Origin of the sequence: Lysobacter niastensis, from assembly GCF_031457115.1 — a bacterium.
Classification (GTDB): Bacteria; Pseudomonadota; Gammaproteobacteria; order Xanthomonadales; family Xanthomonadaceae; genus Lysobacter_J; species Lysobacter_J niastensis_A.
This window is the reverse complement of sequence record NZ_JAVDVY010000002.1, coordinates 416,436-440,558: the sequence shown is the minus strand read 5'-3', so window position 1 is coordinate 440,558 and position 24,123 is coordinate 416,436. Positions and strand designations below refer to the sequence as shown.

At 61.6% G+C, this 24,123-nt stretch carries 25 protein-coding genes and 1 pseudogene; 14 read left to right on the top strand and 12 right to left on the bottom strand.

Annotated elements, in window-relative coordinates; genetic code table 11:
- Nucleotides 1-12: 12 nt before the first annotated feature.
- The 12 genes from J2X06_RS11205 to J2X06_RS11150 all read left to right on the top strand — a co-directional run bounded on the left by J2X06_RS11205 (nucleotide 13) and on the right by J2X06_RS11150 (nucleotide 11,449).
- Nucleotides 13-3,000, top strand: coding sequence for a sensor histidine kinase (locus tag J2X06_RS11205; protein WP_310062359.1), 2,988 nt, complete (start codon nucleotides 13-15; stop codon nucleotides 2,998-3,000).
- Between the two features lie 40 nt (nucleotides 3,001-3,040).
- Nucleotides 3,041-3,706, top strand: coding sequence for a response regulator transcription factor (locus tag J2X06_RS11200; RefSeq protein WP_310062356.1), 666 nt, complete (start codon nucleotides 3,041-3,043; stop codon nucleotides 3,704-3,706).
- Nucleotides 3,707-3,856: 150 nt separating this feature from the next.
- Nucleotides 3,857-4,519, top strand: a complete 663-nt coding sequence (locus J2X06_RS11195) for a hydrolase (protein ID WP_310062353.1) — start codon at nucleotides 3,857-3,859, stop codon at nucleotides 4,517-4,519.
- Between the two features lie 78 nt (nucleotides 4,520-4,597).
- The gene (wrbA, locus tag J2X06_RS11190) at nucleotides 4,598-5,197 is read left to right on the top strand and encodes an NAD(P)H:quinone oxidoreductase (protein ID WP_310062350.1); all 600 of its coding nucleotides are present in this window, start codon (nucleotides 4,598-4,600) and stop codon (nucleotides 5,195-5,197) included.
- A gap of 77 nt (nucleotides 5,198-5,274) precedes the next feature.
- Nucleotides 5,275-5,709, top strand: a complete 435-nt coding sequence (locus tag J2X06_RS11185) for an ester cyclase (RefSeq protein ID WP_310062348.1) — start codon at nucleotides 5,275-5,277, stop codon at nucleotides 5,707-5,709.
- A 34-nt stretch (nucleotides 5,710-5,743) separates the two neighbouring features.
- On the top strand, nucleotides 5,744-6,298 hold the full coding sequence (locus tag J2X06_RS11180) for an ester cyclase (RefSeq protein WP_310062344.1): 555 nt from the start codon (nucleotides 5,744-5,746) through the stop codon (nucleotides 6,296-6,298).
- Entirely contained in the window at nucleotides 6,295-7,065 is a 771-nt protein-coding gene (locus J2X06_RS11175) for an SDR family NAD(P)-dependent oxidoreductase (RefSeq protein WP_310062342.1), read from the top strand. Before J2X06_RS11180 ends, J2X06_RS11175 begins: the two co-directional genes overlap by 4 nt.
- Before the next feature lie 53 nt (nucleotides 7,066-7,118).
- Entirely contained in the window at nucleotides 7,119-7,544 is a 426-nt protein-coding gene (locus J2X06_RS11170; protein WP_310062339.1) for a DoxX family protein, read from the top strand.
- A gap of 193 nt (nucleotides 7,545-7,737) precedes the next feature.
- Nucleotides 7,738-8,691 carry a quinone oxidoreductase family protein gene (locus tag J2X06_RS11165; RefSeq protein WP_310062337.1) on the top strand — a complete coding sequence of 318 codons (954 nt, stop codon included), beginning with the start codon at nucleotides 7,738-7,740 and terminating at the stop codon, nucleotides 8,689-8,691.
- Between the two features lie 259 nt (nucleotides 8,692-8,950).
- Nucleotides 8,951-9,382, top strand: coding sequence for an ester cyclase (locus tag J2X06_RS11160; protein WP_310062331.1), 432 nt, complete (start codon nucleotides 8,951-8,953; stop codon nucleotides 9,380-9,382).
- A 140-nt stretch (nucleotides 9,383-9,522) separates the two neighbouring features.
- The gene (locus J2X06_RS11155) at nucleotides 9,523-10,572 is read left to right on the top strand and encodes a lipid A deacylase LpxR family protein (protein WP_430539595.1); all 1,050 of its coding nucleotides are present in this window, start codon (nucleotides 9,523-9,525) and stop codon (nucleotides 10,570-10,572) included.
- 406 nt (nucleotides 10,573-10,978) lie between these two features.
- Complete coding sequence (locus J2X06_RS11150; protein ID WP_310062329.1) at nucleotides 10,979-11,449, top strand: hypothetical protein; 471 nt, start codon at nucleotides 10,979-10,981, stop codon at nucleotides 11,447-11,449.
- An 18-nt stretch (nucleotides 11,450-11,467) separates the two neighbouring features.
- Here J2X06_RS11150 and J2X06_RS11145 read toward each other — a convergent pair whose 3' ends face one another.
- Nucleotides 11,468-12,142 (bottom strand): type 1 glutamine amidotransferase domain-containing protein, encoded by a 675-nt coding sequence (locus J2X06_RS11145; RefSeq protein WP_310062326.1) that lies wholly within the window; start codon nucleotides 12,140-12,142, stop codon nucleotides 11,468-11,470.
- Between the two features lie 63 nt (nucleotides 12,143-12,205).
- Here J2X06_RS11145 and J2X06_RS11140 point away from each other — a divergent pair, with 63 nt between their 5' ends.
- The gene (locus tag J2X06_RS11140) at nucleotides 12,206-12,448 is read left to right on the top strand and encodes a hypothetical protein (RefSeq protein WP_310062324.1); all 243 of its coding nucleotides are present in this window, start codon (nucleotides 12,206-12,208) and stop codon (nucleotides 12,446-12,448) included.
- A gap of 111 nt (nucleotides 12,449-12,559) precedes the next feature.
- Here J2X06_RS11140 and J2X06_RS11135 read toward each other — a convergent pair whose 3' ends face one another.
- The 6 genes from J2X06_RS11135 to J2X06_RS11110 form a co-directional block, all read right to left on the bottom strand.
- A complete protein-coding gene (locus J2X06_RS11135) occupies nucleotides 12,560-13,921 on the bottom strand; it encodes an OmpP1/FadL family transporter (protein ID WP_310062320.1) in 1,362 nt (453 codons plus the stop codon).
- A gap of 84 nt (nucleotides 13,922-14,005) precedes the next feature.
- A complete protein-coding gene (locus J2X06_RS11130) occupies nucleotides 14,006-14,386 on the bottom strand; it encodes a hypothetical protein (RefSeq protein ID WP_310062318.1) in 381 nt (126 codons plus the stop codon).
- Between the two features lie 252 nt (nucleotides 14,387-14,638).
- Nucleotides 14,639-15,640, bottom strand: a complete 1,002-nt coding sequence (locus J2X06_RS11125; protein WP_310062316.1) for an NADP-dependent oxidoreductase — start codon at nucleotides 15,638-15,640, stop codon at nucleotides 14,639-14,641.
- A gap of 44 nt (nucleotides 15,641-15,684) precedes the next feature.
- Entirely contained in the window at nucleotides 15,685-16,536 is an 852-nt protein-coding gene (locus tag J2X06_RS11120) for an oxidoreductase (RefSeq protein ID WP_310062314.1), read from the bottom strand.
- A gap of 155 nt (nucleotides 16,537-16,691) precedes the next feature.
- Entirely contained in the window at nucleotides 16,692-17,414 is a 723-nt protein-coding gene (locus J2X06_RS11115) for a TetR/AcrR family transcriptional regulator (protein ID WP_310062312.1), read from the bottom strand.
- Between the two features lie 174 nt (nucleotides 17,415-17,588).
- A complete protein-coding gene (locus tag J2X06_RS11110) occupies nucleotides 17,589-18,440 on the bottom strand; it encodes a right-handed parallel beta-helix repeat-containing protein (RefSeq protein ID WP_310062311.1) in 852 nt (283 codons plus the stop codon).
- Between the two features lie 685 nt (nucleotides 18,441-19,125).
- Here J2X06_RS11110 and terL point away from each other — a divergent pair.
- Nucleotides 19,126-20,094 carry a phage terminase large subunit gene (gene terL / locus J2X06_RS11105; protein WP_310062309.1) on the top strand — a complete coding sequence of 323 codons (969 nt, stop codon included), beginning with the start codon at nucleotides 19,126-19,128 and terminating at the stop codon, nucleotides 20,092-20,094.
- A 571-nt stretch (nucleotides 20,095-20,665) separates the two neighbouring features.
- Here terL and J2X06_RS11100 read toward each other — a convergent pair.
- The 5 genes and pseudogenes from J2X06_RS11100 to J2X06_RS11080 form a co-directional block, all read right to left on the bottom strand.
- A complete protein-coding gene (locus tag J2X06_RS11100) occupies nucleotides 20,666-20,926 on the bottom strand; it encodes a DUF6522 family protein (RefSeq protein WP_310062308.1) in 261 nt (86 codons plus the stop codon).
- Between the two features lie 2 nt (nucleotides 20,927-20,928).
- Nucleotides 20,929-21,144, bottom strand: a complete 216-nt coding sequence (locus J2X06_RS11095; RefSeq protein ID WP_310062306.1) for a hypothetical protein — start codon at nucleotides 21,142-21,144, stop codon at nucleotides 20,929-20,931.
- Between the two features lie 175 nt (nucleotides 21,145-21,319).
- Nucleotides 21,320-21,799: a carboxymuconolactone decarboxylase family protein gene (locus J2X06_RS11090; RefSeq protein ID WP_310062303.1), complete on the bottom strand. Its 480-nt coding sequence runs from the start codon at nucleotides 21,797-21,799 to the stop codon at nucleotides 21,320-21,322.
- A gap of 133 nt (nucleotides 21,800-21,932) precedes the next feature.
- Nucleotides 21,933-22,346, bottom strand: coding sequence for a cupin domain-containing protein (locus J2X06_RS11085; RefSeq protein WP_310062301.1), 414 nt, complete (start codon nucleotides 22,344-22,346; stop codon nucleotides 21,933-21,935).
- Between the two features lie 232 nt (nucleotides 22,347-22,578).
- Nucleotides 22,579-24,059 (bottom strand): annotated as a pseudogene (locus J2X06_RS11080) (catalase).
- Between the last annotated feature and the right edge of the window lie 64 nt (nucleotides 24,060-24,123).

Sequence of the window (24,123 nt, the reverse complement as noted above, 5' to 3'; positions counted from 1 at the left end):
TACTTCCTCCTGATGACGTTGCTCCTGGCTGCGCTTCCGTACCGCGTCGTCGCGCAACAAGCCTCGGTTGTGTTTGGTCGTTACAAGGTCGATACCTGGCGCTCGCATGAAGAGGTGAAGCTGGTATTCACCTCCAACCTCGTGCAGACCCGAGATGGGTATCTCTGGCTATCTTCGCAGTCGGGCTTGGTGAGATTCGATGGCGTACGGTTCAAGGCCTTTACGGCCGACAATTCACCTGCATTGCGCGGGCGCACGCGGCTTATCACCATTCCACTCGCGCAAGACCGCGAGGGTGGGCTGTGGGTCGGCAGTGGCAGCGGACTTTTCCGCGTAGTCGGCGATCAGGTCGACCTGATCGCAACCAACGAATCGTTTAAGGCGGACATCATCAATGCGGCGGCTGTCGATCCTGAGGATCGACTGTGGGCAGTTACACGAAGTGGCCGTGTATTTGTCATTGATCGTGGTGGTCACCAGCGCGAGCTTCGCGGAACCCTGGTGAGCTACTCCGGCAGCAGCATGACAGTGGACAACAACGGTGACATCTGGATCGCCGCTGGAGAAGGCGCCGTCTACCGCATACGCGGCGGGCACCTGACCCGGATTGCTCTGCCCAAGGGCGCCGATGTGCGGGCCCCGAGTCGCGTGTATGCGACTCGCGACGGGTCGATCTGGTTTGGCACTCAGACGGCCATTGCCCGGTGGAAAGACGGACAGATCCAACATTTTGCTCTGCCGGCCACCAGGGGATTCGGTGCCGTGACGGCGATGGCCGAAGATGCCAAAGGAACGTTGTGGGTGGGCTCGTATGGTGCGGGCCTTCACTGGTTCGACGGCAAACAATTCCGGTCATTCACCCGCGCCGATGGACTGTCGGATGACCGGGTCATCGACATCTTGCCGGACCAGCAGGGCAACATGTGGGTCGCCACGCGCGACGGTCTAAATCGGTTCCGACCGCTGCAGGTGGAAGCGTTCACTGCGCGGACTGGCCTGCCCAGCGACATGCCAGGCGGAATGCTGCGGGACGCAGGCGGGGGAGTGTGGTTAGCGCCTCCAACGGGCGGCTTGTTTTACGGCCATATCAATACCGCGGGATCGTCGTTTCAACGAGTGGGTGATAGCCCGGCTGAGTTGGTGCTTTCACTGGCGCCAGCGCGGCAGGGAGGCGTATGGGTGGGGCGGCCGAACGGCGTTGTGTCGCGCTTTGCCGCTGGACAGGCCGCCGCAGAGGCCAGCTATGAAGGGCTGCCTCCTGTCACCGATCTGCTCGAAGACCCGGCGGGCACCTTATGGATAGCGACTTGGCGAGGACTCTTTCGCGGCCGCGATGGACGGCTTGAACGCGTCAAGCAAAAAGACGATTTCATCTTCCGCTTGTTCAAAGACTCCAGCGGAGCGGTGTGGATCGCGAGCCTGACGGGCGTCACCCGCATCGGTTCTGCCGGAGATCAGACGTTCATACGATGGCCCACACCGCAGCAAACCGGCATCAGACCCAACGTACTGTTTGAAGCACCCAAGGGAACTGTATGGGTGGGGTCTGACGAAGGACTGGTTCGAGTCGGTGGCGGCCGTGCCGGCATCGTCGCAATGAAGGACGGCTTGCCGGAAAGTTGGGTAGGCGCGGGCGAAGTGGATAACGCGGGAAGGCTCTGGCTAGGGCAGCTGGGCGGGCTCACTCGCATTCGCCTCGCAGAACTGACGGCCGTCGCCGATGGCAAGCTTGCAGGCTTGGTGGATGTGGGCAGTTTCAAGCCTCTGGACGGTTTGCCAGGGGGCGACCCCGCGGCCTGGCCCCATCCATGGTCCTATCAGGAGCCAAGCGGAAAGCTCTGGTTTGCCATGGGGCACGGCATTGTCTCCGTAAATCCCGCTACGGCCCGACCCGTCGGCGCCGCGCCGAAGGTCTACATCGATGAGGTCATCACCGATGGCGTGCGGCGCTCTGACCTGCATAAGGTGGTCATCGAGCCGGCGACTCGCCGCATCGATATCCGCTATACCGGGGTAGACCTGTCTCACGGCCCCGATGTGCGTTTCCGATACCGCTTGGACGGGTTTGACCCAGATTGGATCGACGCGGGCACTCAGCGTGTGGCGTCTTACACACGTTTGGCACCGGGAACCTACCGGTTTCGCGTGTCGGCCCGTGACGTGCGAGGGCAGTGGTCCCCGCAGGAGTCCGACATCACCCTGCGGGTGTTGGCGCCGTTCTATCTCGAGGCTTGGTTTATCGCCCTGGTGATACTGACCCTCACGTTCGTGCTGTGGATGTACCACCGTGCAGCCCTTCGCATTCGCGGTGCTGCCATTCTTGATGAGCGCACCCGCCTTGCGCGCGATATCCACGACTCGCTGTTGCAAGGGTTCGGTGGCATTGCCCTTCAATTGCACGCGGTCGATCAGCGTATGGGTCCTCAGTCTCCGGAGAGGGCGAGTCTGGATAGGATCCTGACCGTGGTGGATCGCACGTTGACCGACGCACGCAAGGTGGTGTGGGACATTCGGCTGCCGACCGAGGCAGACGATTTTGCTGCCTCTATCCAACTCAGCGCCCATCGCATTCTGGCGGACACCGGCACGGCAGTGAAGGTTGTATGTGCCCCAGGCGCGACTTTCGAGCTTCCCGGCGACGTAAGGAGTCAGTGTCGCTCGATCGTGGAAGAAATCCTTGTCAACGTGCGCAAGCATGCGCATGCCTCCACAGTCATTGTCCAATTTGAATACACGTGGAGCAGCCTGCGCATCACCGTACGCGACGATGGACGTGGGTTTGACGCTGCCGTGGTCGCGAAGCGTCTAGGGCATTGGGGACTCCAGGGAATCCGGGAGCGCGCCAAGTGCATTGGGGCGTGCGTTGCCCTACACAGCCAACCCGGAGCCGGGACGGAAGTGCGCCTCCGGGTGCCTCGTTGGCGCTGGATGAGGTGGATCCCGGCTCTCGCCCCCCGGGCACGCCGGCTGCGCGCGCGAATCGCGAAGATTAGCCAATAGGTGGATTGTCGAAGGTCCCCAACAGGAACACCATCGAACCATGTCCGTCATAAAAAAGCAGCCACTGGCCGTCAACGGAAAGACCCAGCGGATTCGCGTGCTGGCGGTCGACGACCATCCTATTTACCGGGATGGCCTCGCTGCTGTCTTGGCGCTGCACTCTGATCTGGAGCTGGTGGCCGAAGCAGGCGATGGCGCATCGGCCCTGGAGGCGTATCGCACCCACCTGCCCGACGTGACCTTGATGGACTTGAGCATGCCCGTCATGGGCGGCGTGGAGGCCATCGCGAAGATCGTCGAGGAGTTCCCCACCGCACGGATCATTGCGCTTACGACGTTCCAAGGGGATACCGACATCCACCGAGCTCTGGAGGCCGGTGCACGCGGTTACCTTCTCAAGGATGTACTTCGCAACGAGGTCGCCGACGCGATACGCGCTGTTTGGCGGCAAGGCTGGATATTGCCCGATGCCGTGGCGCGCCGATTGGCCGAATACGTTCCGCGCGTCGAACTCACCGACCGCGAACTGGAAGTTCTCCAATTGATGGCCGCTGGGCTTCGAAACAAAGAGATCGCCGCACAAATTCACAGAACAGAGGCGACTGTAAAGGTCCATGTTCTCCATGTGCTAAGCAAGCTTCAAGCACAGGACCGAACTGAAGCGGTTGTGATCGCACTCAAGCGCGGCATCATTCGCTTGAATTGAGGCTCGCTTACGCGAGTTCCATATACATCAGGCAGCGCATTGGTTAGCAACTAACCAAAAGATGTAGGAACAATCTACGCCGACGACGGATTCCGGATGACGGATCTGCACCGTAACGTGACCCTCACTCACTAACGAACGAGGGCATGTATGAGCAATCCCACAACAGGCAAGGTCGGCAAGGACGCCCTCATCACTCCTGACAACTGCGTGCTTTTGCTGATTGACCATCAGCCCTTCCAGTTCAGTGGGGTCAAGAACATCGACGCCGCTCTACTGATGAACAATGTGGTGGCCCTCGCTAAGACCGCAAAGGTCTTTGATGTGCCTACGCTGCTCACCAGCGTGGTGGAGGACCGTGGCGGATACATCGTGAAGCCGCTACTGGATGTCTTTCCCGATCAGAAGCCGATCAATCGAACGACGATCAACACCTGGGAAGACCCGGCGTGCGTTGAATGGGTGAAGCGCACTGGTCGCAAGAAGGTCGTGATTGCGGCCCTGTGGACCGAAGTGTGCTTGGCGTTTCCGGTGATCCATGCGTTGGGTGACGGCTACGAGGTGTACTTCGTGACCGACGCTTCGGGCGGTACGAGCGTGGAGGCCCACGAGATGGGCATCGCTCGCATGATCCAAGCCGGCGCAGTCCCCATGACCTGGATCGTTTTCGCGTCGGAGCTGCAGCGCGATTGGGCGCGCGAAGAATCCGCGGCCAAGCTGATCCCCGCGCTGCTCGAGCACGGCGGCGCGACCGCAACGAACCTGGCTTGGGAATTCCAGCTGCTCGCCGGCAAATCCGGTCCCGGCGTCTAACGCCCGCTTTCTGATCACGCGATTGGACGCAGTGGGCGTCCGTCGGCGCCACCACGACAAACATACTCGGAGACTCTCGTGGCCAAGGTTCTGGTTTTGTACTACTCCTCTTATGGGCACATCGAAAAGATGGCCGAGGCGGTCGCGGAGGGCGCGCGCAACGCCGGCGCAACGGTAGATATCCGCCGTGTTGCGGAGACGGTTCCGGAAGAGATCGCGCGTAAGAGCTACTACAAGCTCGATCAGCAGGCGCCGATCGCCACCGTCGCAGAGCTCGAGAGCTATGACGCCATCGTGATCGGAACCGGTACCCGTTACGGACGACTCACCTCCCAGATGGCCGCCTTCCTGGATCAAACCGGCGGCCTGTGGGCGCGTGGTGCACTCAATGGAAAAGTCGGCGCGGCCTTCACTTCGACGGCGACGCAGCATGGCGGACAAGAAGCCACACTGTTTTCGATCATCACCAATCTGCTCCATTTCGGCATGACGATCGTCGGGCTGCCCTACAGCCATCAGGGACAGATGAGCGTCGATGAGATCGTGGGGGGCGCCCCCTATGGCGCCACCACGGTTGCCGGTGGTGACGGTTCCCGGCAGCCCACCGAAATCGATCTAGCAGGTGCCCGCCATCAGGGCGAACTGGTCGCGCGTACTGCGGCCAAGCTGTTCGATTAACCGCTCTGGGCCGGCGCGGACCCGACCTCCCCCCTCATTGAGCGTCCGTCGACGGCCCCTTTTTCTTGGAGTTAGCCATGACTAGCAACACAACCTCTGAAGCGGCCAAGAAAATTGTCCGCACGAATACCGAACAGGTGCAGGGACAGGGCGACTTTGCCTTGTTCGAAAAGCTGTTCGCCGACGATTTCGTCGACCACACGCCGCAGCCTGGTACCACGCCCGACAAGGACGGCGTTCGTGTCCTCTACCACCGCCTGCGAGAAGCGTTTCCCGACTTCAACCCGGTCATTCACTGGCAGACCGTAGACGGCGATGTAGTGACGACCTTCAAGACCTATCACGGCACGCACCGCGGCACGCTCTTCGGAATTGCTCCGACCGGACGAAAGATCCAATTCGAAACCGTCGATGCGATGCGTGTGCGCGACGGAAAGATCACCGATCACTGGGGCGTAGCGAATCTGTTCTCGCTGATGCAGCAGCTCGGCGGCCTCCCGCCGGTTTCCTAACCCGACTGTCCTTGAAGACAAGGAAAAACTCTCCATGAAAACCCCCGCATTCACTATTCGTCTGGCCTTCATGGTCTTGCTCATGTCGGCGGCCCTTCAGCCGGTCTTGGCAAAGCAGCCCGACACTGACATCGAGGCCAACAAGGCCGTAGTTCGCCGTTACTTCGATGCTTTCAATCGCGCCGACTTCAGCCATCTGGATGAAATCGTTACGGCCGACTACTGCGACCGCCTCGAAGGGCAGACGCCCGGCATCCATGTCATCCGCAGCTACCTCGAAGGCCTGAAGGCCAGCTTCCCCGACTTCACCTGGACGATCGAGCAAATCGTCGCCGAGGGCAACCGCGTCGCCGTGATGAATCGTGTCTCCGGCACTCAGCTACACGACTTCGGAGGTTTGAAGGCGACGGGCAACAAGGTGGACTTCCGTGCCTTCCAGATCTATCGCATTGAAGGCGGAAAGCTGGCTGAGCACTGGGAGGTCGCCGACTTTGCAACCTTCCAGTCGCAGTTGACGGCAAAGCCTAAAGAGTCAGCCTTCCAGTCTTTCCAGAAGGATCTGGATCCGAAGGAAGGTAAGAAGAAATGAGCGATCTACTGTCGGGAAAAGTGGTCGTGGTCACCGGCGCCGCTAGCGGCATTGGACGCGCGATCGCGATTGGGGCCGCCCAGCATGGCGCCAAGGCCGTTATCGTATCCGACGTCGTGGAGGCCCCTCGCGAAGGTGGGCCGAACACGACGAGCGAGATCGAAGCCCTCGGAGTGGCGACCCGGTTTGTGCGCACCAACGTTAGCAAGCGCGACGAGGTCGATGCTCTGGTTGCTGCGACCGAGGAGTTCGGCGGCGTGGACGTCATGGTCTGTAATGCCGGCATCACTCTGCGCTCGGACGGTGCTGGTGTCGCGGAAGACGACTATCGCCGCCTCATGTCGGTCAACCTGGACGGCGTCCTGTTCTGTGCCCAGGCAGCTGCGCGCCAGATGCAGGCGCTTTCCAAGCCCGGAAGCATCGTGTTGATGGCCAGCATGGGCGGCATCGCCGGCGCGGGCATGACGGTCGCCTATTCCACAAGCAAGGGCGGCGTCGTGTTGATGGCCAAGGCCATGGCCGATGCGCTAGGACCGTCCGGCATTCGGGTCAACTCCGTCTGCCCCGGAACCATCGATACAGCGCTGCTGCGCAACACGCCCGGCGTCGCGGAAGCCTCCGAAGGCTTCCGGCAGCGAACGCCGTTGCGTCGCCTGGGCAAGCCCTCGGAGATCGCCGACGCCGTGGTGTGGCTCGGCTCGGACATGTCGAGCTACGTGACGGGTATCCCGCTGCTTGTTGATGGTGGATTGCTGTCAGTGCTGTAACCGCCGGCTGCGCGCGTGAGCACGCAGCGTGCCCAACCTTACGGAGAACTGCTATGGCTACCTTGTCGATTACCGATCGTGCTCCCGACGCAACCGGCTTTGCTTCGTTTCTCGGCCTGCTGGGCCGGCTACTGATGGCGGCAATCTTCCTGATATCGGGCATCGGCAAGGTGACCGCGCCAGCAGCAACCATGGGATACATCGCGTCAGCCGGGCTGCCGCTGCCCGAGATCGCCTTTCTAATAGCAATCCTCGTGGAGATCGTCGGAGGCATTGCACTGGTGATCGGATACCGCACCCGGTTCGTCGCGGCGGTGCTGGGTCTCTTTTGCTTGGCAACCGCGTTCACCTTCCATGCGCAATTCTCTGACCAGAACCAATTCATCCACTTCTTTAAAAACGTAACCATGGCGGGCGGGTTCTTGCAGATCGTCGCCTTCGGTGCCGGCCGCTACAGCCTGGACGCCCGACGCGGGTAGGGAATACGCCGGACAGACGACGCCACCATAAAGCCAAAGCAGCCACATGGGTCATCGGAAGCGTCATCGGAAGCCGTATGTATCCATGAAACCGATGGTTCAGATCGAAAGATATGAGCTTCTTTAAGGGGTGTTCGCAGCCTAGGCTGACCCTATTCCCTCAAAACCTTGCCCAGCAACCAGGAGCGCCCTGATGACCATGACCATTCGCTTCCACCAATACGGCGCTCCCGACGTCCTTGTGCCCGAGGACGAGCAGGTCGGCTTACCCGGTACGGGGCAAGTTCGCCTGCGCCAGGAAGCCATCGGCGTGAACTTCATCGACACCGCTTTTCGCCAAGGGATCTTCCCCATGCCGTTGCCGGGCGTCACCGGCGTTGAAGGCGCTGGTATGGTCGAAGCGGTTGGCACGGGCGTTGACGGCATCCGTGTCGGCGACAGGATGGCGTACTTCCTAGCGCCGGGCAGCTATGCCGAAGTGCGCCTGGTGAATGCGGCCGATTTGATCCGCACTCCGGACGATCTGTCGTCGGCTGAGGTGGCCACCGTACTGACGAAGGGCCTGACCGCCTGGGCCGGGTTGAACGGGTTCTACCATTTGAAGGCCGGTGAGACGGTACTGGTCCAAGGCGCATCCAGCAACGTTGGACTGCTGCTTTCGCGATGGGCCAAGACCCGCGGCGCGGTGGTCATTGGAACGGCAGGTTCGGAGGCCAAGCGCGCCGCCCTTCAAGGAGCGGTCGACCACGCCCTGTTGTCGGATAGCGACCACTTGGCTGAGCAGGTTCGTGAGCTCGTGCCCAACGGTGCGGATGTTGTGTACGAGTTTGTCGGCAAGGCCACTTTCGCGGCCTCGCTGGCTGCGGTGCGCGACGGCGGAACGATCGTCACGATCGGCGCGGCATCCGGGGCCCCTGTGGTGGACCAAGCGATACTGACTTCGCGCCACGTTCGCATGGTGGGCGGTCCGATGGCGCAGCACCTGCAGGGCAAGGTGATGCAAGCGAGCAGCGATGTGTTCAACGCCTACCGCGAGGGCATCTTCGGCGAGTTCAGTGCCACAGCGTATCCCTTGGCGAACGCCGCCGTGGCCCACGCCGATATTGCCTCACGGCGCAAGTCCGGTCCGATGATTCTGGTTCCGTAAACGCCAGGCCGGAGGCGTCTGCCGCGGAGCTTCACGATGATTCCGCGACCGTGTCAGGTGAAATCTGTATCGGGGCCGAGCTGCCTGTCCCTTCGCCACCGGACCACGCCGGGTGCTGTCAACTTGTATGACACAGAGGATTCGGCAATACCGGGACATGAATTGGCATTAGCGCGGGCAGCGTAGGCGCCTACGATCTCATCACGGCCTTAGTTCAAAGGGCCGGCTCGCAACACCCCCTCCACGTAGGAGCACGCAAATGATCAACCAAGAGAACGAAAAGTTGATTCGCGGCCTGTACGACGCCGTAAATCGAAAAGACTTGAAAACGATTGCGGACTTCGGCGCCCCGGAAAGCGAGTGGCTGGATGTGCCGTTTGACTTCACCACCCAGGGTGTCAACGCCATCATCGATCCGTGGAAGAGTTGGTTCAACATATTTCCGGATGCGACCTGCGAGGTTCGCAGCCTAGTGGCGATTGATGACTATGTGATTGCTCAGGGCATCGGTCGGGGTACGCATCGCGGAGTGTTCAACTCGCCGGCCGGCGAGCTGCAGCCGAGCGGTAACACCATGCAGGTCAACTTCTGCGATGTTTATCGCATCAAGAACGGAAAGATAATTCGCGCCGACTCATACTTTGACTTCTACGGCCTTCTCAAGCAGCTGGCGCCGAACAAGGTTGTCTGACGGAAGTGATGCGTAACTCAGTTGGTCGGCAAGGCGTCTAATAGCCCAACAACAGCGGCGTTGCGCTAGCGCATTCGAAGCAATGGCCCGAGCCCAAAGCGCGCACGGGCCTTCATATCCAGGAAAGTATGCGTTCCCGTATCCTTGGTCAGTGGCTGCTTGCGGCCGCTACGCTCTCCTTTTGCGTTGTCAACACCGCCCACGCACACGGCCGTGAAGAATGCATCCACGGCCGCACTAGGCTGCCTCCCATCGTCAACCTGCGCGTCGACAATGACATGCTCGGAGGGCAGGACCAGGGCTACAGCAATGGCGTGCAATTGACGCTGGTGTCGCCCAACCTGCGCGACTACACGAACGATCCCTGCATTCCGCGCCTCGCCCGATGGGTGAATACCCACCTGGGTGCGCTGCAGTCGAAGACGTTCGAGCAACAGAACATGATCGCGACTTTCGCCCAAGGCATCTACACGCCGACCGATTTCAGTCGCAGCGACCTCATCGAGGACGACCGGCCGTATGCCGCCGCGCTGCTGGTGGGGCTGGGCTACAACGCACGCGAAGGCGACCAGCTGCGCACCACGCAACTGCAGTTCGGCATCGTCGGGCCGGCGGCGCTGGGCAAGCAGGCGCAAAATGGCGTGCATCAGCTGGTCGGCGCAGACAAGTTCCGCGGTTGGGATAACCAGCTGGAGAACGAACCGGTCTTCCGCCTTATCCACGAGCGCATGCGCCGTTTCTCCTCTAGTAACGGTGCGCACGGCTGGGGCTGGGACACGATCGCCCACTACGGCGGCAGCTTCGGCAACCTGGCGACTTACCTCAATGCCGGTGCAGAGTTCCGCTTTGGGGCGAACCTTCCCGACGATTTCGGCAGTACGCCACTGCGCCCGGCTGGCGAAAACACGGCCCCGACGCGCGAGCCCCAGAGCCAGTACGTGCCCGGTGCGCACTTGTTCGTGACGTTGGATACGCGCTGGGTGTTCCACGACATCACGCTGGACGGGAATACCTTCCGGGATAGCCACAGCGTCGACAAGCGCCGAGGTGTCGCCAACATCGGATACGGCGTGGCCTTGATGCGGCACCGCTGGAAGTTCGCGTTGGCTCGCTATCACGGCACGCGCGAGTTCGATGGCCAACGGGAGACGCCAGTGTTCGGAAGCTTCACCATCAGCCGTGCGTTCTGACGGCACGCCAGTATGGACTTGGTCGCCAATATCGCCTGCCATGGCGTTATCGACAGGCTGGCTGCTCGCGCGGCCGATCTAGAGGACTGCGGGCTGCGCTGACGGCTCGGTCGAGGACGCGGCACCAGCTTCGGCGTTTCGGTGACTGACAGGTGGCCCATGTCGCAAGATTTCTTCCCCATCCGTAGGCACGCTTGGAGCCGCAGATGGGGGACGTTAGAGATTCTTGCTTGTAAGCAACTCTTGCCCAGCTACATACAAGAACGCTTGCTCAGGAAACGTATGTCGCGCCATCCGTACTAACTCCAAATGGCTGCAAGTGGAACTAACCAAGTCGAACTGGCCGAAGCATTGAGAGCGCTTCGTTCCCATATTGGCGACTAGTCGACTAAGGCGGAGTGTTCCGATGAACAGATGTTTGATGTTTTCGGGCGTGGTTCTCGCGGCGATGGCGGGGCCGGCCCTCTCGGAAGTCGTCATAAACAATACCTATGACTACAGCTTCCTAACGTTCGTCCCTTGCGCCAACGGTGGTAACGGGGAACTCGTGTTGTTGGAAGGGCCACGACACGAGCAGTTCCGCCTCAACATCAACGGAGGCCAGGTCCGCAGCGGCTTCCACGTGAACATGCATGACGTCACTGGCATGGGATTGACCACGGGCGACATGTACAGGGCCACTGGAGGCTTGAACGCCCAAGTGAAGGGTGACCTTCAGGAAGGTCATGATTTCAACGCTACGACCGTAGGCAACTTCCACGTCATCGGGCCGGGGCCCGATAACAACTTCCTGGTCCGCGAGGTGTTCCACCTGAGGATCAATTCTGACGGGACCGTTACCTCGAACGCCCACCACGATTTTGAGAAGTGCCACTAACCGTCCGTGCACGGTGACTCAGTGCAGGACGCCCAGTAGCGCCTTCGCCGTGGCTTCCGACGACGACGGGTTCTGGCCGGTGATGAGGCGACCGTCTACGATCGCCAGGCTCTGCCAGTCGTCCACCTTCTCGAATTTTCCGCCCAGACGCTTGAGTTCGTCCTCGACCAGGAACGGCACGACGTTGGTCAGCTGCACGGCTTCTTCTTCGGAATTAGTGAACCCCGTGACGCGCTTGCCCTTCACGATGGGCTCGCCTTTGAACTTCACGTGGCGCAGTACCGCCGGGGCGTGGCAGACCGCCGCGACAGGCTTTCCATCGCCATAGAAGTTCTCGATCAGCTTGATCGACGCGGGATCTTCGGCCAGATCCCACAGGGGACCATGGCCACCGGGATAGAACACCGCGTCATAGTCCGCAGCCCTCACACCAGTCAGTTGAATGGTGTTGGCCAGAACCGATTGCGCCGTGGAGTCTGCCTTGAATCGATCCTGTGCCTTGGTCTGGTTGGCTGGATCGTCGCTCTTGGGATCTATCGGAGGCTGGCCGCCCTTGGGCGATGCCACGGTGACGTCCACGCCCGCATCCTTGAAGACGTAGTAGGGGGATGCGAATTCTTCGAGCCAGAAGCCGGTCTTTTCGCCGGTGTTGCCGAGCTTGTCGTGGGAAGTAAGGACCATGAGGATCTTCACGTTCGTTCTCCTGTGGGTGTCCCCTAGGGTTCGATTCTCGGCAGGTTTCGTTATGAAGCGGTGATGTACAAGTTGCGTGCCGAAACGTCCCAGGCGGATACGTTGCGACGCAAATTTCACGCCGAAGGGCACATCGAACATACAGGTGTGCTTGCGCCGGAACTGATTTCCGACTTGTACCCCGACATGCGCAATATCGCGGTCGGCGTTGCTACCAGCTGGGGCGAGCAGATCGCAGGACGCGTGGAGCATGCCCACCAGGCCGACTATCTTCGGGACAACGGTGTGCGCTATGGGCAGGGCTAGTGCGTTCCCGTGACTGAACGGTGGCGCTTCGTCCTGGGTGTCGATGATAGCGGCCGCTTCCGACCCAAAGCGGTCATTGGTGGCCTTGTCGCGTGCACTAGCAGGGTCGCCCTAAAACGCCAGCTTTGCCGAGACGCCGTATAGATTTGTACTGGCGTCGTACTCGCCGGCCAGGTGATGGCCTTGGCCGTCTACCAGTTCAACGCTTGGCGTATCCAGATCAATATAGGTGTATGCGAAGTTCACCTCGAGGCTCGGAGTCGCTTGCCAGCTCGCTCCGACCGCGTACCACTTGCGATCTTCGTCCGGCAGGCGTGGCGTGCGCGCGGCCAAGGTGGCCGGGGTTTCGTCATACGCGTACCCCGCCCGGAAAGTCCACGCATCATTGAACGCGTACTCTCCGCCGATCGACATGAAGCGGGTGTCATCCCAACCGAACTCCTCGACTGAGTTCGGATCTGGATTTTCGAAGTCGATGTTGATCTGCTGCAACGACCTCCAACCGGTCTCGGTGTAGTCGGCCAACATCATGAACTTGTCGGTGAACTGGTACGAAATGCTCACGGTGGTGACTGACGGAGTGGTCAGGTCGGCAGTCAGACCGCCGTCTCGGAACAGTGCGCTGGTTTGGGGGCGGCCATCGAGGGTCGCCCGGACCGGAGCCGGAACACTCCAGACCGAGTCGCCGCGAAACTCATGATCGATCTCTGAACGATACGACAGACCGATCGCCAGCTTGTCGGTAGGATGCACATTGACGCCCACGATCCAGCCCAAGCCCGTATCGTCGCCTGCAACCTCGACATGCCCATCCGCCCCTTGTGGGCGCGCGAACGACGGCGCGAACGGGCGCTGGGCGGCCGGCAACTGGCTAAACAAAAGGGTGCCGAAGTCGACGTAGCGAGAAAGAGTCACGTCGGCCTTCTCGTACACAACGCCGGCGCCGATCGAGAGCCGCTCAGGAATGACATCCAGTGCGGCCGACAGGGTCAGGTCGATGGTCTCAAGGTCAGACTTGTCGGCCCAGTAGCGCCCCACCCAATCGGCCTCGTAGTCGGTCCTCAGCCCAAACGGCGCGCTGACCTGGGCCCCGACGGATAGTCCGGTACTCTCGAACTTGTGGATGAAGGACATCGCCGGGACAGGGATCAAATCACCGGCGTCGCCACCGTCGCCGCCGGTTAGCGGACGGCCTAGTGCATCGGTACCGCTTCCTTTGAACTCGAATCCGAGATCGATGGCCGTCACGTCGGCTTGGAAGCTTGTGCCTTCGAACCGCGCCATGGCCGCCGGGTTGTTCGAGACGACCGAAGCATCGCCAGGCGCGACGCCGGAGCCGGCGAACGCACGGCCCTGCGCCTTAACACTGTTTTCCTTGATCTGGAAACCAGAGGCGCGAGCCTCCGTGTATGCCAGCACGCTGGTGATAGCCACTGCCAGCGTGGCCAGACGCGCCAGTTGATGGTTGATCATGCATTACCCCTGTTAGTTGGTATGGGCCTCGCGTAGCGGCACCACGCGCCGGCCGTTGCTTTGACTGCGGCTGTGGTGGGCCGATCAATACGCGAGGTCTGGTTTGAGGCTGTTGTCGACCTCAGCCCTTAGCAGCCTTCGGATGCCAGGCCAGTCCCGCTCGCATAGGAGTGACGAATGCGATCCAATGGTCCGGCTGTGCTTGGGCAGTAACCATTGGCCGAGCTCATGCCCCATCCATGGAACTTCGAGCTTTACCTCGTCGCAGCCCATCGATTCGAACGCATGGGTCAGCAGCAGCAGTGCCGTCTCGAATGCAATGTGCTTGGCCCTTGGCACGCACCACCCGTGCCCGATCTCCAGACGTTTGTCGCTCAGATCGATGTATCGCGCTGAGCCGACGATCGTTCCCATTGAGTCTCGCAGCGCAAAAGGCACCGAGAGTCCATTGGCGTGATCGATCAAGGCCCCTCCCACATAGGCGCGCACATTCGCCGGCGGAGGTACGTTTTCGTCTACCGCGGCCGCGGAATCGGCCCGAAGTGTTTCCTCCAATGGCTGGATGTGAAGCTCGGATAATGGCTCGATGCCAACGTACCTGCCACGGAGCAGGGCGCTTCCGCTCGACCAGTCCACCCTAGTGCTGTGGCATAGACTCACGACGTACCTCCAGCTATGGAACCGCTCTCGATGAGCTTGTGACTGAGAAGAGAGCTTCTATCGAACCTTGACGACAACCTTGCCCTTCGCCCGTCCCGTGTCTACGTAGGCCATGGCTTCGCCTATGGATTCGAAAGGGAACACGCGGTCCACGACGGGCCGGATGATTCCAGCATCTATCAGGGCACTGATCTCGCGCAGTTGGTCGCCGCTCTCTTTCATAAAGAGGAACGAATAGTTCACGCCACGGCGCTTGGCCTGCTTCCGGATGCGATGGCTCAGTAGGTGCATGGCCTGCCGCAGGAACCAGGACGCGCCGATCGCCTTCGCGAAGTCGGGATCGGGCGGGCCAGAGATCGAGATGAGCTTCCCGCCGGGTTTTAGCACTCGTAGCGACTTATCGAGCACGTCTCCGCCAAGACTGTTCACCACAACGTCGTACTCCCGCAGGGCGGCTGCAAAATCGTCCTTGCGGTAGTCGATGACGACGTCAGCGCCGAGGCTCTTCACCAACTCCACATTGGCCGTGCTCGTCGTAGTGGCCACGAACGCCCCCAGATGCTTTGCAAGCTGGATGGCCAAAGTGCCAACGCCTCCCGACCCAGCGTGGATAAGGACTTTCTGGCCCTTTTTCACCTTCGCCCTGTCGACCAGGACCTGCCAGGCGGTCAGGGCTACCAGCGGGATAGACGCCGCTTCTACCATGCTAAGTGCCTTGGGCTTGATCGTCACCGCGGCTTCGCTCATCGCGATTCGCTCGGCAAACGCACCCATTCGGAAGGTGTCCGGCCGTGCATAGACCTCATCGCCGGGCTTGAAGCGCCGCACCCGGGATCCGACGCTGACTACGACGCCTGCAACGTCATTGCCAAGGACGAGGGGCAGGCGATACGGAAGGAGGAGTTTGAACTCGCCGTTGCGGATCTTGGAATCCAGGACGTTCACACCGGCGGCGTGCACTTGGACGAGGACGTCGTCGTCACGCATCTCCGGCTCCGGCATGTCGCCGATCCGTGCGCCACCGGTTTTTCCATAGCGATCGAGGATGAAGGCTTTCACAATGTGTTCTCTTCCGGTTCTGCCGAGGAATGGCGCTTGCACTATCAGTCGAACGCCGGAGTGCGCGTTGACGGCGCGGACAGCGCAGCGAGTCGCAGGTTCTTTCTGATCCCGTCGTCCACCAGCGCGGCGGGCGCAAATCTCCGCAGCAGCTGTAGCCGGCTCGCACGCGCGCCAGCGGGATAACGAAGTTTGGGGCGGGTCGCAATGGCCGCTTTCAGCACGGTATCGGCCACAATGTTCGGGTGATCCGCAGTCTCGATCAGTTCTTTCAGTCTCGCCCCCACGGTCGCGCGCACCTCGCGATACGTATCAAGCTTCGCGTCGGGCTCCAGCAGATTCGCGTCGAACTGCGTATTCGTATTCGCCGGTTCGATGACCGAAACGCGGATGCCTTGACCGCGAAGCTCGTGGTCGAGCGATTCCGAATAGCCTTCGACCGCGTGTTTGGTGGCGGCGTAGAGCGCCATGTACGGCATCGGTAGGAAGCCGAATACGGAGCCGATGTTGATGATGCGACCACCCCCTTGGCGCCGCATGTGCGGCACGACGGCGCGGGTCATCCTCACGATGCCAAAGAAGTTCGTTTCGAAGATGGATTGAGCCTGTTCGATGGAACTCTCTTCTGCTCCGGCGGGCGCGACACTGTATCCGGCGTTGTTCACCAGCAAGTCGATGCGGCCTTCCAACCGCATCAGGTGGCCGACCGCGGCTTCGACCGATTCGTCGATGGTCACGTCGAGCGGCAGCATCGCGAACGATCTTGGACCTGGCTGCGCACTACGCCTGCTGGTGCCATATACCGTGTAGCCCGCCCCCGCGAGTCGGTCCGCCGTGGCGCGGCCGATGCCGGATGAGGCGCCCGTGACGAGGGCGATGAGCGGGGCGGTTTTCATGGGAATGCCTTCGATGGGGGCGACGGACACGATCTGTGCTGAGTCATCGCCTGTCAGATGGATCAGCGGCCAGGTCCCGATCCACTGGCGTGACTGATATGATGCGCATCATATTTATACTCGATAAAAAGCAACGTCGCGCGTCCACGCAAACGTCAGTCCTGAGTGGGAAACAGGTGGTTCAACGCCGCCTCGCGCAGCGCATCGGAGAGCCTCGGATCATCGACGGCGCGTGCGAGTACGAGTGTGCCCACCATCGTGGAGACGGTCGCGAGTGCACGCTCGTGCGCGTCGGGCTGCCCCCAGTCGGGCATATGGCGGGAGACCAGGTCGATCATCTCCTTGATTCGACGCGTAGCCGCGCGCCGCACCTCGGGCGCCTGGCGTGGCATTTCCGAGCCAAGCGCTGCGGTTGCGCATCCGGTCTCGACGCTTTCCAGATGCTCTTTCGAGAGATAGGCGTGCGCCATCGCTTGCAGCGTCTTGTCAGGCTGAGTGGTCGCCGCAATCCCTTGCATCATTTCGACGGCCTCGCGGCCGGCTCGGTCGGCCGCCTCGGCCAGCATGGCCTCGCGCGAGGGGAAGTGGGCATAGAAGCCGCCATGGGTTAGCCCGGCCGCCTTCATGATGTCGGCGACGCCGGTGCCGTTGTAGCCGCTGCGGCGGATAGCGCGCGCGGCGGCATCAACAATGCGGTCGTGCGTGGCTTCCTTGGATTTGTTGGCGGCTTGCCTCATATGATGAGCATCATATTTAATTTGCGCATCGGATGCAAGCTCGCCTCCATCCCCGGCTTTTGTCGCTCGGCGGCATAGGGCGCCAGCGTCCGCTTCTGGCCGATAGCGGACATTGAGTGGCGGGCGCGGCTGGTCGGCCATGAACGACTGCTTTCGACCCGAAGCGGACAGTTCGCAGCCCATGCCCCTTGAGACACGGATTCGCCATGTGGTCGCAAGCGATGTCAGCTCGCGGGATGGCGTCGGTGTTGCAAGCCACAGCAGGGCTGAGCGCGCGAGAACCGGGGCGGACGGCTCCGCCCGCCCCGAGTTGGATCACGGGATATCGGTGGTGTCGAAGCTGGTCAGGCAGCCGGAAAACGCGCCCGGAAGGCCGACCGAGACGTTGCCGCGGCACAGCTGCGGCTGGCCCCAGATTCCGCCCATGCCCGGCACCCGCGAGGTGACGGTGTTGTTGATCATCTCCACGCCCGTGGTGGTCGCGCCTTGGGCCCAATTCATCAGCCAGAACGCAACCGAGAACGAGGTCTCGTTGTTGCCCTCGATGTCGATGATGTGGTTGTTGGTGATGCGCGGAGCGGTGGAACCGCCGATCGCGATGCCGGTGTTGATCTGGCCGCCGTAGACGTTGGCGATCACGTTGTTGATCACTTCCTGCCCCGTCGCCGACACCTCCGGCGACTGCGGGACCAGGTAGATGCCGGTCGGCTGCTGGCCGTGGATGTTGGTGATGCGGTTGTTGGCAATGCGGATGTCGTTGCCGCCGGCCTGGATGCCGTTGGAAATGGCGCCGTCGACGTGGTTGTTCAGCACCGAGATATTGCCGCCGCTGGAGAACACCGAAATGCCGCGGTCGAAGTCTCGCACCGTGCAGCCCTGCACGGTAACGTTGCGCGTGCCTTGGAATACGGCGATGCCGTCAGAGCCCTGGCTGCGCGAGGTGTTGGTGATGGTCTTGCCGCGGCAGTTCAGCACGACGTCGTCGGACAGGATCTGGATCGACATCACGTCGGTTTGTAGGTTCTGCTTCAGGCAGTAGTAGCCCGGCGCGCTGATGGTGTACGGCAACGAGGTGATGAAGGTGCCGCAGGTCGGCGCCGTCTCCTGGGCCGGCGCGGAAAGGGAAGCCAGGGCGAGCCCGGCGGCAGCGATGATTCGAGCGAACATGGAGATCCTTTTCAATGTCGAAGATCTGCGCGGGGCACGCAGGTGCAACGCGACCTTCCGTCGCGTCGTGTGGATGGTGGTGAATGTCCCCGGGCCGATTGTGCGCGCTCGCCGGCTCGAGGACGACCCCGTTGTGTGACCGCCATCACCCGTACATTCGGACGGCGACGCCCGGCGGACGGCCAAGGCCTGTCAGGGGCAGCCTTGCCGATGATGCGACCGCGACATCATGCGCGTCGGGTTCGAGGACTGGCGGGTCGCCATCGCCCAGGGGAATTTGGCAAGAATGCGCATTAGCGAAGTGCGCCTCAGATCCACAGACGACCTCGCCCTTTGAACGACCGCTTCTGGCCGTTAGCGGCCATTCCATCCCTGCTGGTTTCCCTGATCCGGTTCCCTGTTCGGACGCGGCCTCTACTCTGCGGAAACCCGCTGGTCGAAGTGGCTAAGTCGATAGGGCGGCCCAAAAATGGGCATTTTTCTCTGTTGCTTTCCCTGAAATAGGGAATTGTGGCCTGAGAGACGTTCGCCCATGACTGCGTCCACCACCATCTAGTCCAAACCTCTCGTTTCTCTTTGCCAACGCTGCGTGGAAGGCCTTGATAAGTCAAAGGCTTGGATGCTCTCTTTTCGTCCGAGAGAGCGTTAGGGAAAGAGAGGGCTGTCGCGCATCATCGATGACCCGGTGAAACCGGACGAAGCGTTGTCCGAGGCCCAGCGGCAGGCCGCCAACGATTGGTTCGACAACACCCTCTACACCCGCCTCAACGACAAACGCACCGGGGCCATCGTGATCATCATGCAGCGCCTGCACCTGGACGACCTGGTCGGGCACGTCCTGGAGAAGGAGCACTGGGAGGTGATCAATCTGCCTGCCATCGCCCAGGACGACGAGGTCTGGGATTACCGCACGTTCCTAGGCCCGGCCCGGTACGCTCGTTCCGCTGGCGAACTGCTGCATCCGGAGCGGGAGCCGCAAGAGGTGCTGGATGGCGTACGCGCCGCATTGGGGGAGTACAGCTTCTCAGCCCAGTACCTGCAGGCACCGGTGCCGTTGGGTGGCGGCATCGTCAAGGCGGAATGGCTGTCCTACTACGGCCCAGAGGAAAAGCCGGAGAAGTTCGACACGATCGTGCAGAGCAGGGATACGGCGAACAAGGAAAGCGAGCTGGCCGACTACAGCGTGTGCACCACCTGGGGCGTCAAGGGCAAAGAGGTGTATCTGCTCCACGTGCTGCGCAAGCGGATGCAGTACCCGGAGCTCAAGCGCGCAGTCGTCAGCCAGGCCGAGGCGTGGAGTGCACGGGCCGTGCTGATCGAGGACAAGGCCTCAGGCACCCAGCTGATTCAGGAGCTCAAGCAAACCACGTCCCGTGTCAAAGGAATCAAGTCGGAGGGGGACAAGGTGATGCGCATGTTGGCGCAGACTCCGGAAATCGAGAACGGCAACGTGCTTCTGCCATCAAAGGCTCATTGGCTGCCAGATTATGTCCAGGAACTGACGGCCTTCCCGAAGGCCAAGTACGATGACCAAGTCGACTCGACAGCCCAGGCACTGAAGTGGATCACCGGCGAAGGCAGGGAGCCTGGGATCCTGGTGTACTACCGCCAGGAATGTGAGCGATTGGGAATTCGGATTCCAGGGGGCGACTAACTCGTTGCTCCCGCATTTCAGCAATCGGATCGGGCCGCGATTTCGCGGCCTTGTCCTTTTCAAGATGGACTTGTAACGATTGTCGGCTATCGGACGATTGAATCCGCCACCCAAACCGGTCGTTCGAAGTGGAGGTTCCCTCCTTGGGGGGGGCGCGCGCCGGGAGCTAGAGCCTGTCCAACGGACTGACCGTTCGGCGAATCGCCTGGTGGACATGCGTGTAGATCATCGTGGTCTTCAGGTTCCGGTGAGATCATTGGCAGGGATCGAGACGGCGTAACCGAGCAACAGCCACAGTCTTGGCGCCGGCCAATCCCTCGTCTTACCGGCTGGCGTCATCCATCGTGGGCGACCCAGCGGATCCAGCGCACGGCGGGCACTGGCGCTCATTCTGCATGATGCCGCGCGCCCGGCCAGCCGCGATTTAGATTTAGATAAACCGCCGCCACTGGTTCCGTGTAAGGCTGCCATCTAACAATTCATTCAAGCCGAAGCCGTTTCGCGGCTCGGCCTATATGATGCAGGTCTAGCGCCGACGAATCCTGCACCGACTTGGCGCCGGCAATGTCACTCAATCCGGAGCCGCGGCAGCGATTGGACGCCCGTCGCTGTCCACGACGAGGCGTGCGCATCGCTTGCCGTGGTAGAAACTGGCGCGGTATGTCCCGGAGTCCTCTCCGATGCCACGCTCGCACAGCACGGCGATCTTCCTTTGCTCCATCAAGCGTCGGAACTCGGCGACGTCCAGTTGCAGTTGATTCGCCACCAGCGCAGCCTCAATCTCCAAGGAGATCGGCGATGCGCGGCTGTGGCCTTCGATGACGTCGGCCACTCCTAGAACCCCATCCCGGAGAGGGTTTCGGGGAGAATTACCTCATAATCGCTGGCCGCCTCTGCAAACCGGCTCGCGGCGTCATCACGCTCCACGGGGTCTTGGCCCCAGGCGTCGAATTCATAGCTGGAGAAATCCGAGTTCGCGTTCATGCTTCTGCCTCCATCGGAGGCAACATCATCGTGATTATTTGCGACCAGCCACTTGATCCATGTCATGGTCATCGCCGATCTGGCATGCGCGCCAGCGGCCGCGGTGATAGCGAAGTCCTTGAAGCGGCTAGCCGCCCAGCCATATGGGATCGCTTCGAACGTCCGGCCTTGGCCGAGAGCGATCACTGGCCCAGGGCGAACGGCTGGGAGTGCGAGGCTACCGCATCGGGACAGCTCGGCTTTAGGACAGCCCGGCCTTGTCCAAGCCATAGGCCTTGTCGCCGGTCCCCGGCACGGAGCGGAAACCGACGCTGATGCGGTTCCAAGCGTTGATCGCCATGATGTCGTACGTCAGGTCGACGATCTCCTTCTCGGACAGCTGCGTGCGCACGCGCTCGTAGATGTCGTCCGGCACTCCCTTCGCAGGCAGCTGCGTCAGCACTTCGGTCCACTCCAGGGCCGCGCGTTCACGGGGGTTGAACAGCTGCGACTCGTGCCAGATGGCGACGTGGTGCAGGCGCAGGGGGCGCTCGCCGTGGATGGTGGCCTCCTTGATGTGCATGTCGACGCAAAACGCGCAGCCGTTCATCTGCGAGGCGCGGATGTTCACCAGGTCGCGGATCGACTGTTCGATCGAAGACTTGTGGGTCAGCAGGCTGAACTCGACGAGCTTCTTCAACAGTTCCGGGGATTGTTTCTGGTAATCGAGGCGTTGGCTCATGACGAATTCTCTGTTCATGGTCGGGGAGGCTGGCCGCCCTGTAAGCGTGCGGTCGTCAGGATCGGGCGATGACATAGGTCGGACTGTGACGAAGGCGGGCGCAATGGCCAGTCAACGCCGTCACCGTTGCGTGTCACGGGCCTGGGATCACCGCGGGCTTGCCGATATCCTTCAGCATGAACACGACGAACTTCGCGGGCTTCGTCTGGCTGGCGTTGCGCGAGACCGTGTGCACGTCACCGGGCTTTTCACCCCAGCTTTGCCCCGGCATCAACGTAACCTCCTTGCCGCCTTTGACGGCCATCACGACGGAGCCTTCAAGCACATAGACGTATGTGTGTGCGTCGTGGTGATGGAGAGGAGAAGCTCCGCCCGGCGGATAGTCGACGGTGAGGACGAGTGCCTCCTTGCCCGGGTAGTCGGGCAGCGCCTCGGTCATGACCGGTTTGACGACTGGGTGAGGGGCGTCGCGACCCTGCGGGCCCTGGGCGGCGAGCGTGCCAGACCACAGCAGGGCGGCCACGGTCAATAGATGGTTTATGCGCATGGGATGTCTCCTGTGGTAGGCGGGCGTGAGGGATGCGCTAGTGGGTGCAGGGAGCTGGGCTTTTTTTGGGGCAACCCGGTCTCGTCCAGACCGAGGGCCTTGTCGGCGGCCCCAGGCTGCCGCATGCCGAACTGTCCGTGCATGGCGGGGTACGGGCCGGCAGGGAGACGCGGTTCGGCTTGCGGGCCATATAAACAACGCCGCGACGCACCGGTAAATCACCCATCGGACGTTATGGTTCGATTCGACGGGCGTCGTGCTGCATGATTGCCCTGGCCACGCCTGCACCGTAGGCCGGATCGGCCTTGGTGCAGTTGAGGATGTGGCGACTCTTAATGAAGGCGGGCGCGTCGCCCATCGCACGCGCGGTATTGTCGAATAGTACCTGCTGCTGCGCTGACGTCATCAGCCTGAACAGATCGCCTGGCTGCTTGTAGTGGTCGTCATCGTCCTCGCGAAAGTTCCAGAAGTCGGCATGCCCTGGAGCTTGAGCGGCGGATCGCGGTACTCCGGCTGCTCCCGCCACTGCTCGTAGCTATTGGGTTCGTAGTGCAGCGTGCCGCCGTAGTTGCCATCCACGCGCATTGCACCATCGCGGTGATTGCTGTGGACCGGGCAACGTGCGGAATTGACCGGGATCTGGTGGTGGTTGACGCCCAGGCGGTAACGTTGCGCATCGGAGTAAGCGAACAGACGCGCCTGCAGTACCTTGTCCGGCGACACGCTGATGCCGGGCACGAGGTTGTTGGGGGCGAAGGCACTCTGTTCGACATCGGCATAGAAGTTTGCCGGGTTGCGGTTGAGCTCCACCACGCCGACTTCGATCAGCGGGTAGTCCTTCTTCGGCCATATTTTGGTGAGGTCGAACGGGTGGTACGGCACCTTCTGTGCGTCCAGCTCCGGCATGACCTGGATGTACATGGTCCACTTCGGGAAGTCGCCGCGCTCGATGGCCTCGAACAGATCGCGCTGGTGACTTTCACGGTCGCGACCGATCAGCCCCTGCGCCTCGGCGTCGGTCAGGTTCTTGATGCCCTGCTGGGTACGGATATGGAACTTGACCCAGAATCGCTCGTTGTCCTCGTTGACGAAGCTGTAGGTGTGCGAGCCGAACCCGTGCATGTGGCGGTAGCTGGCCGGGATGCCTCGATCGCTCATGACGATGGTGACCTGGTGCAAGGCCTCGGGCAGGCCGGTCCAGAAATCCCAGTTGTTGCGGGCGCTTCGCAGGTTGGTGCGCGGGTCACGCTTGACCGCCTTGTTGAGGTCCGGGAACTTCCGAGGATCGCGCACGAAGAACACCGGTGTGTTGTTACCCACCAGGTCCCAGTTGCCTTCCTCGGTATAGAACTTCAGTGCGAATCCGCGGATGTCGCGCTCGGCATCGGCCGCGCCGCGCTCACCAGCCACGGCGGTGAAGCGGGCGAACATCCCGGTCTTCTTGCCCACCGCGCTGAAGACCTTCGCGCGAGTGAATCGGGTGATGTCGTTGGTGACGGTGAACGTGCCGAATGCCCCGGAGCCTTTGGCATGCATGCGGCGCTCGGGGATGATCTCGCGGTTGAGGTTGGCCAGCTTCTCGATCAGCCAGACATCCTGCACCAGCAGCGGCCCGCGTGGGCCGGCGGTCATGCTGTTCTGGTTGTCGGCGACGGGCGCGCCGAAGGCAGTGGTTAGTGGCGTCTTGTCAGGCTTATGGGGGGATTGGCTCATGGTGCGGTCTGCATTGGGGCTGGATAGCTTCGAACGAGGATGGCGGCGCCCGAAGCGGTGACGG

Coding starts and splice junctions, on each gene's coding strand:
- J2X06_RS11085 (WP_310062301.1), bottom strand. CDS start 22,346: ATGCGCATAAACCATCTATTGACCGTGGCCGCCCTGCTGTGGTCTGGC.
- J2X06_RS11090 (WP_310062303.1), bottom strand. CDS start 21,799: ATGAGCCAACGCCTCGATTACCAGAAACAATCCCCGGAACTGTTGAAG.
- J2X06_RS11195 (WP_310062353.1), top strand. CDS start 3,857: ATGAGCAATCCCACAACAGGCAAGGTCGGCAAGGACGCCCTCATCACT.
- J2X06_RS11180 (WP_310062344.1), top strand. CDS start 5,744: ATGAAAACCCCCGCATTCACTATTCGTCTGGCCTTCATGGTCTTGCTC.
- J2X06_RS11205 (WP_310062359.1), top strand. CDS start 13: ATGACGTTGCTCCTGGCTGCGCTTCCGTACCGCGTCGTCGCGCAACAA.
- J2X06_RS11200 (WP_310062356.1), top strand. CDS start 3,041: ATGTCCGTCATAAAAAAGCAGCCACTGGCCGTCAACGGAAAGACCCAG.
- J2X06_RS11095 (WP_310062306.1), bottom strand. CDS start 21,144: ATGACATGGATCAAGTGGCTGGTCGCAAATAATCACGATGATGTTGCC.
- J2X06_RS11165 (WP_310062337.1), top strand. CDS start 7,738: ATGACCATGACCATTCGCTTCCACCAATACGGCGCTCCCGACGTCCTT.
- J2X06_RS11160 (WP_310062331.1), top strand. CDS start 8,951: ATGATCAACCAAGAGAACGAAAAGTTGATTCGCGGCCTGTACGACGCC.
- J2X06_RS11185 (WP_310062348.1), top strand. CDS start 5,275: ATGACTAGCAACACAACCTCTGAAGCGGCCAAGAAAATTGTCCGCACG.
- J2X06_RS11175 (WP_310062342.1), top strand. CDS start 6,295: ATGAGCGATCTACTGTCGGGAAAAGTGGTCGTGGTCACCGGCGCCGCT.
- J2X06_RS11120 (WP_310062314.1), bottom strand. CDS start 16,536: ATGAAAACCGCCCCGCTCATCGCCCTCGTCACGGGCGCCTCATCCGGC.
- J2X06_RS11135 (WP_310062320.1), bottom strand. CDS start 13,921: ATGATCAACCATCAACTGGCGCGTCTGGCCACGCTGGCAGTGGCTATC.
- J2X06_RS11110 (WP_310062311.1), bottom strand. CDS start 18,440: ATGTTCGCTCGAATCATCGCTGCCGCCGGGCTCGCCCTGGCTTCCCTT.
- J2X06_RS11170 (WP_310062339.1), top strand. CDS start 7,119: ATGGCTACCTTGTCGATTACCGATCGTGCTCCCGACGCAACCGGCTTT.
- J2X06_RS11115 (WP_310062312.1), bottom strand. CDS start 17,414: ATGGCCGACCAGCCGCGCCCGCCACTCAATGTCCGCTATCGGCCAGAA.
- J2X06_RS11140 (WP_310062324.1), top strand. CDS start 12,206: ATGTACAAGTTGCGTGCCGAAACGTCCCAGGCGGATACGTTGCGACGC.
- J2X06_RS11150 (WP_310062329.1), top strand. CDS start 10,979: ATGAACAGATGTTTGATGTTTTCGGGCGTGGTTCTCGCGGCGATGGCG.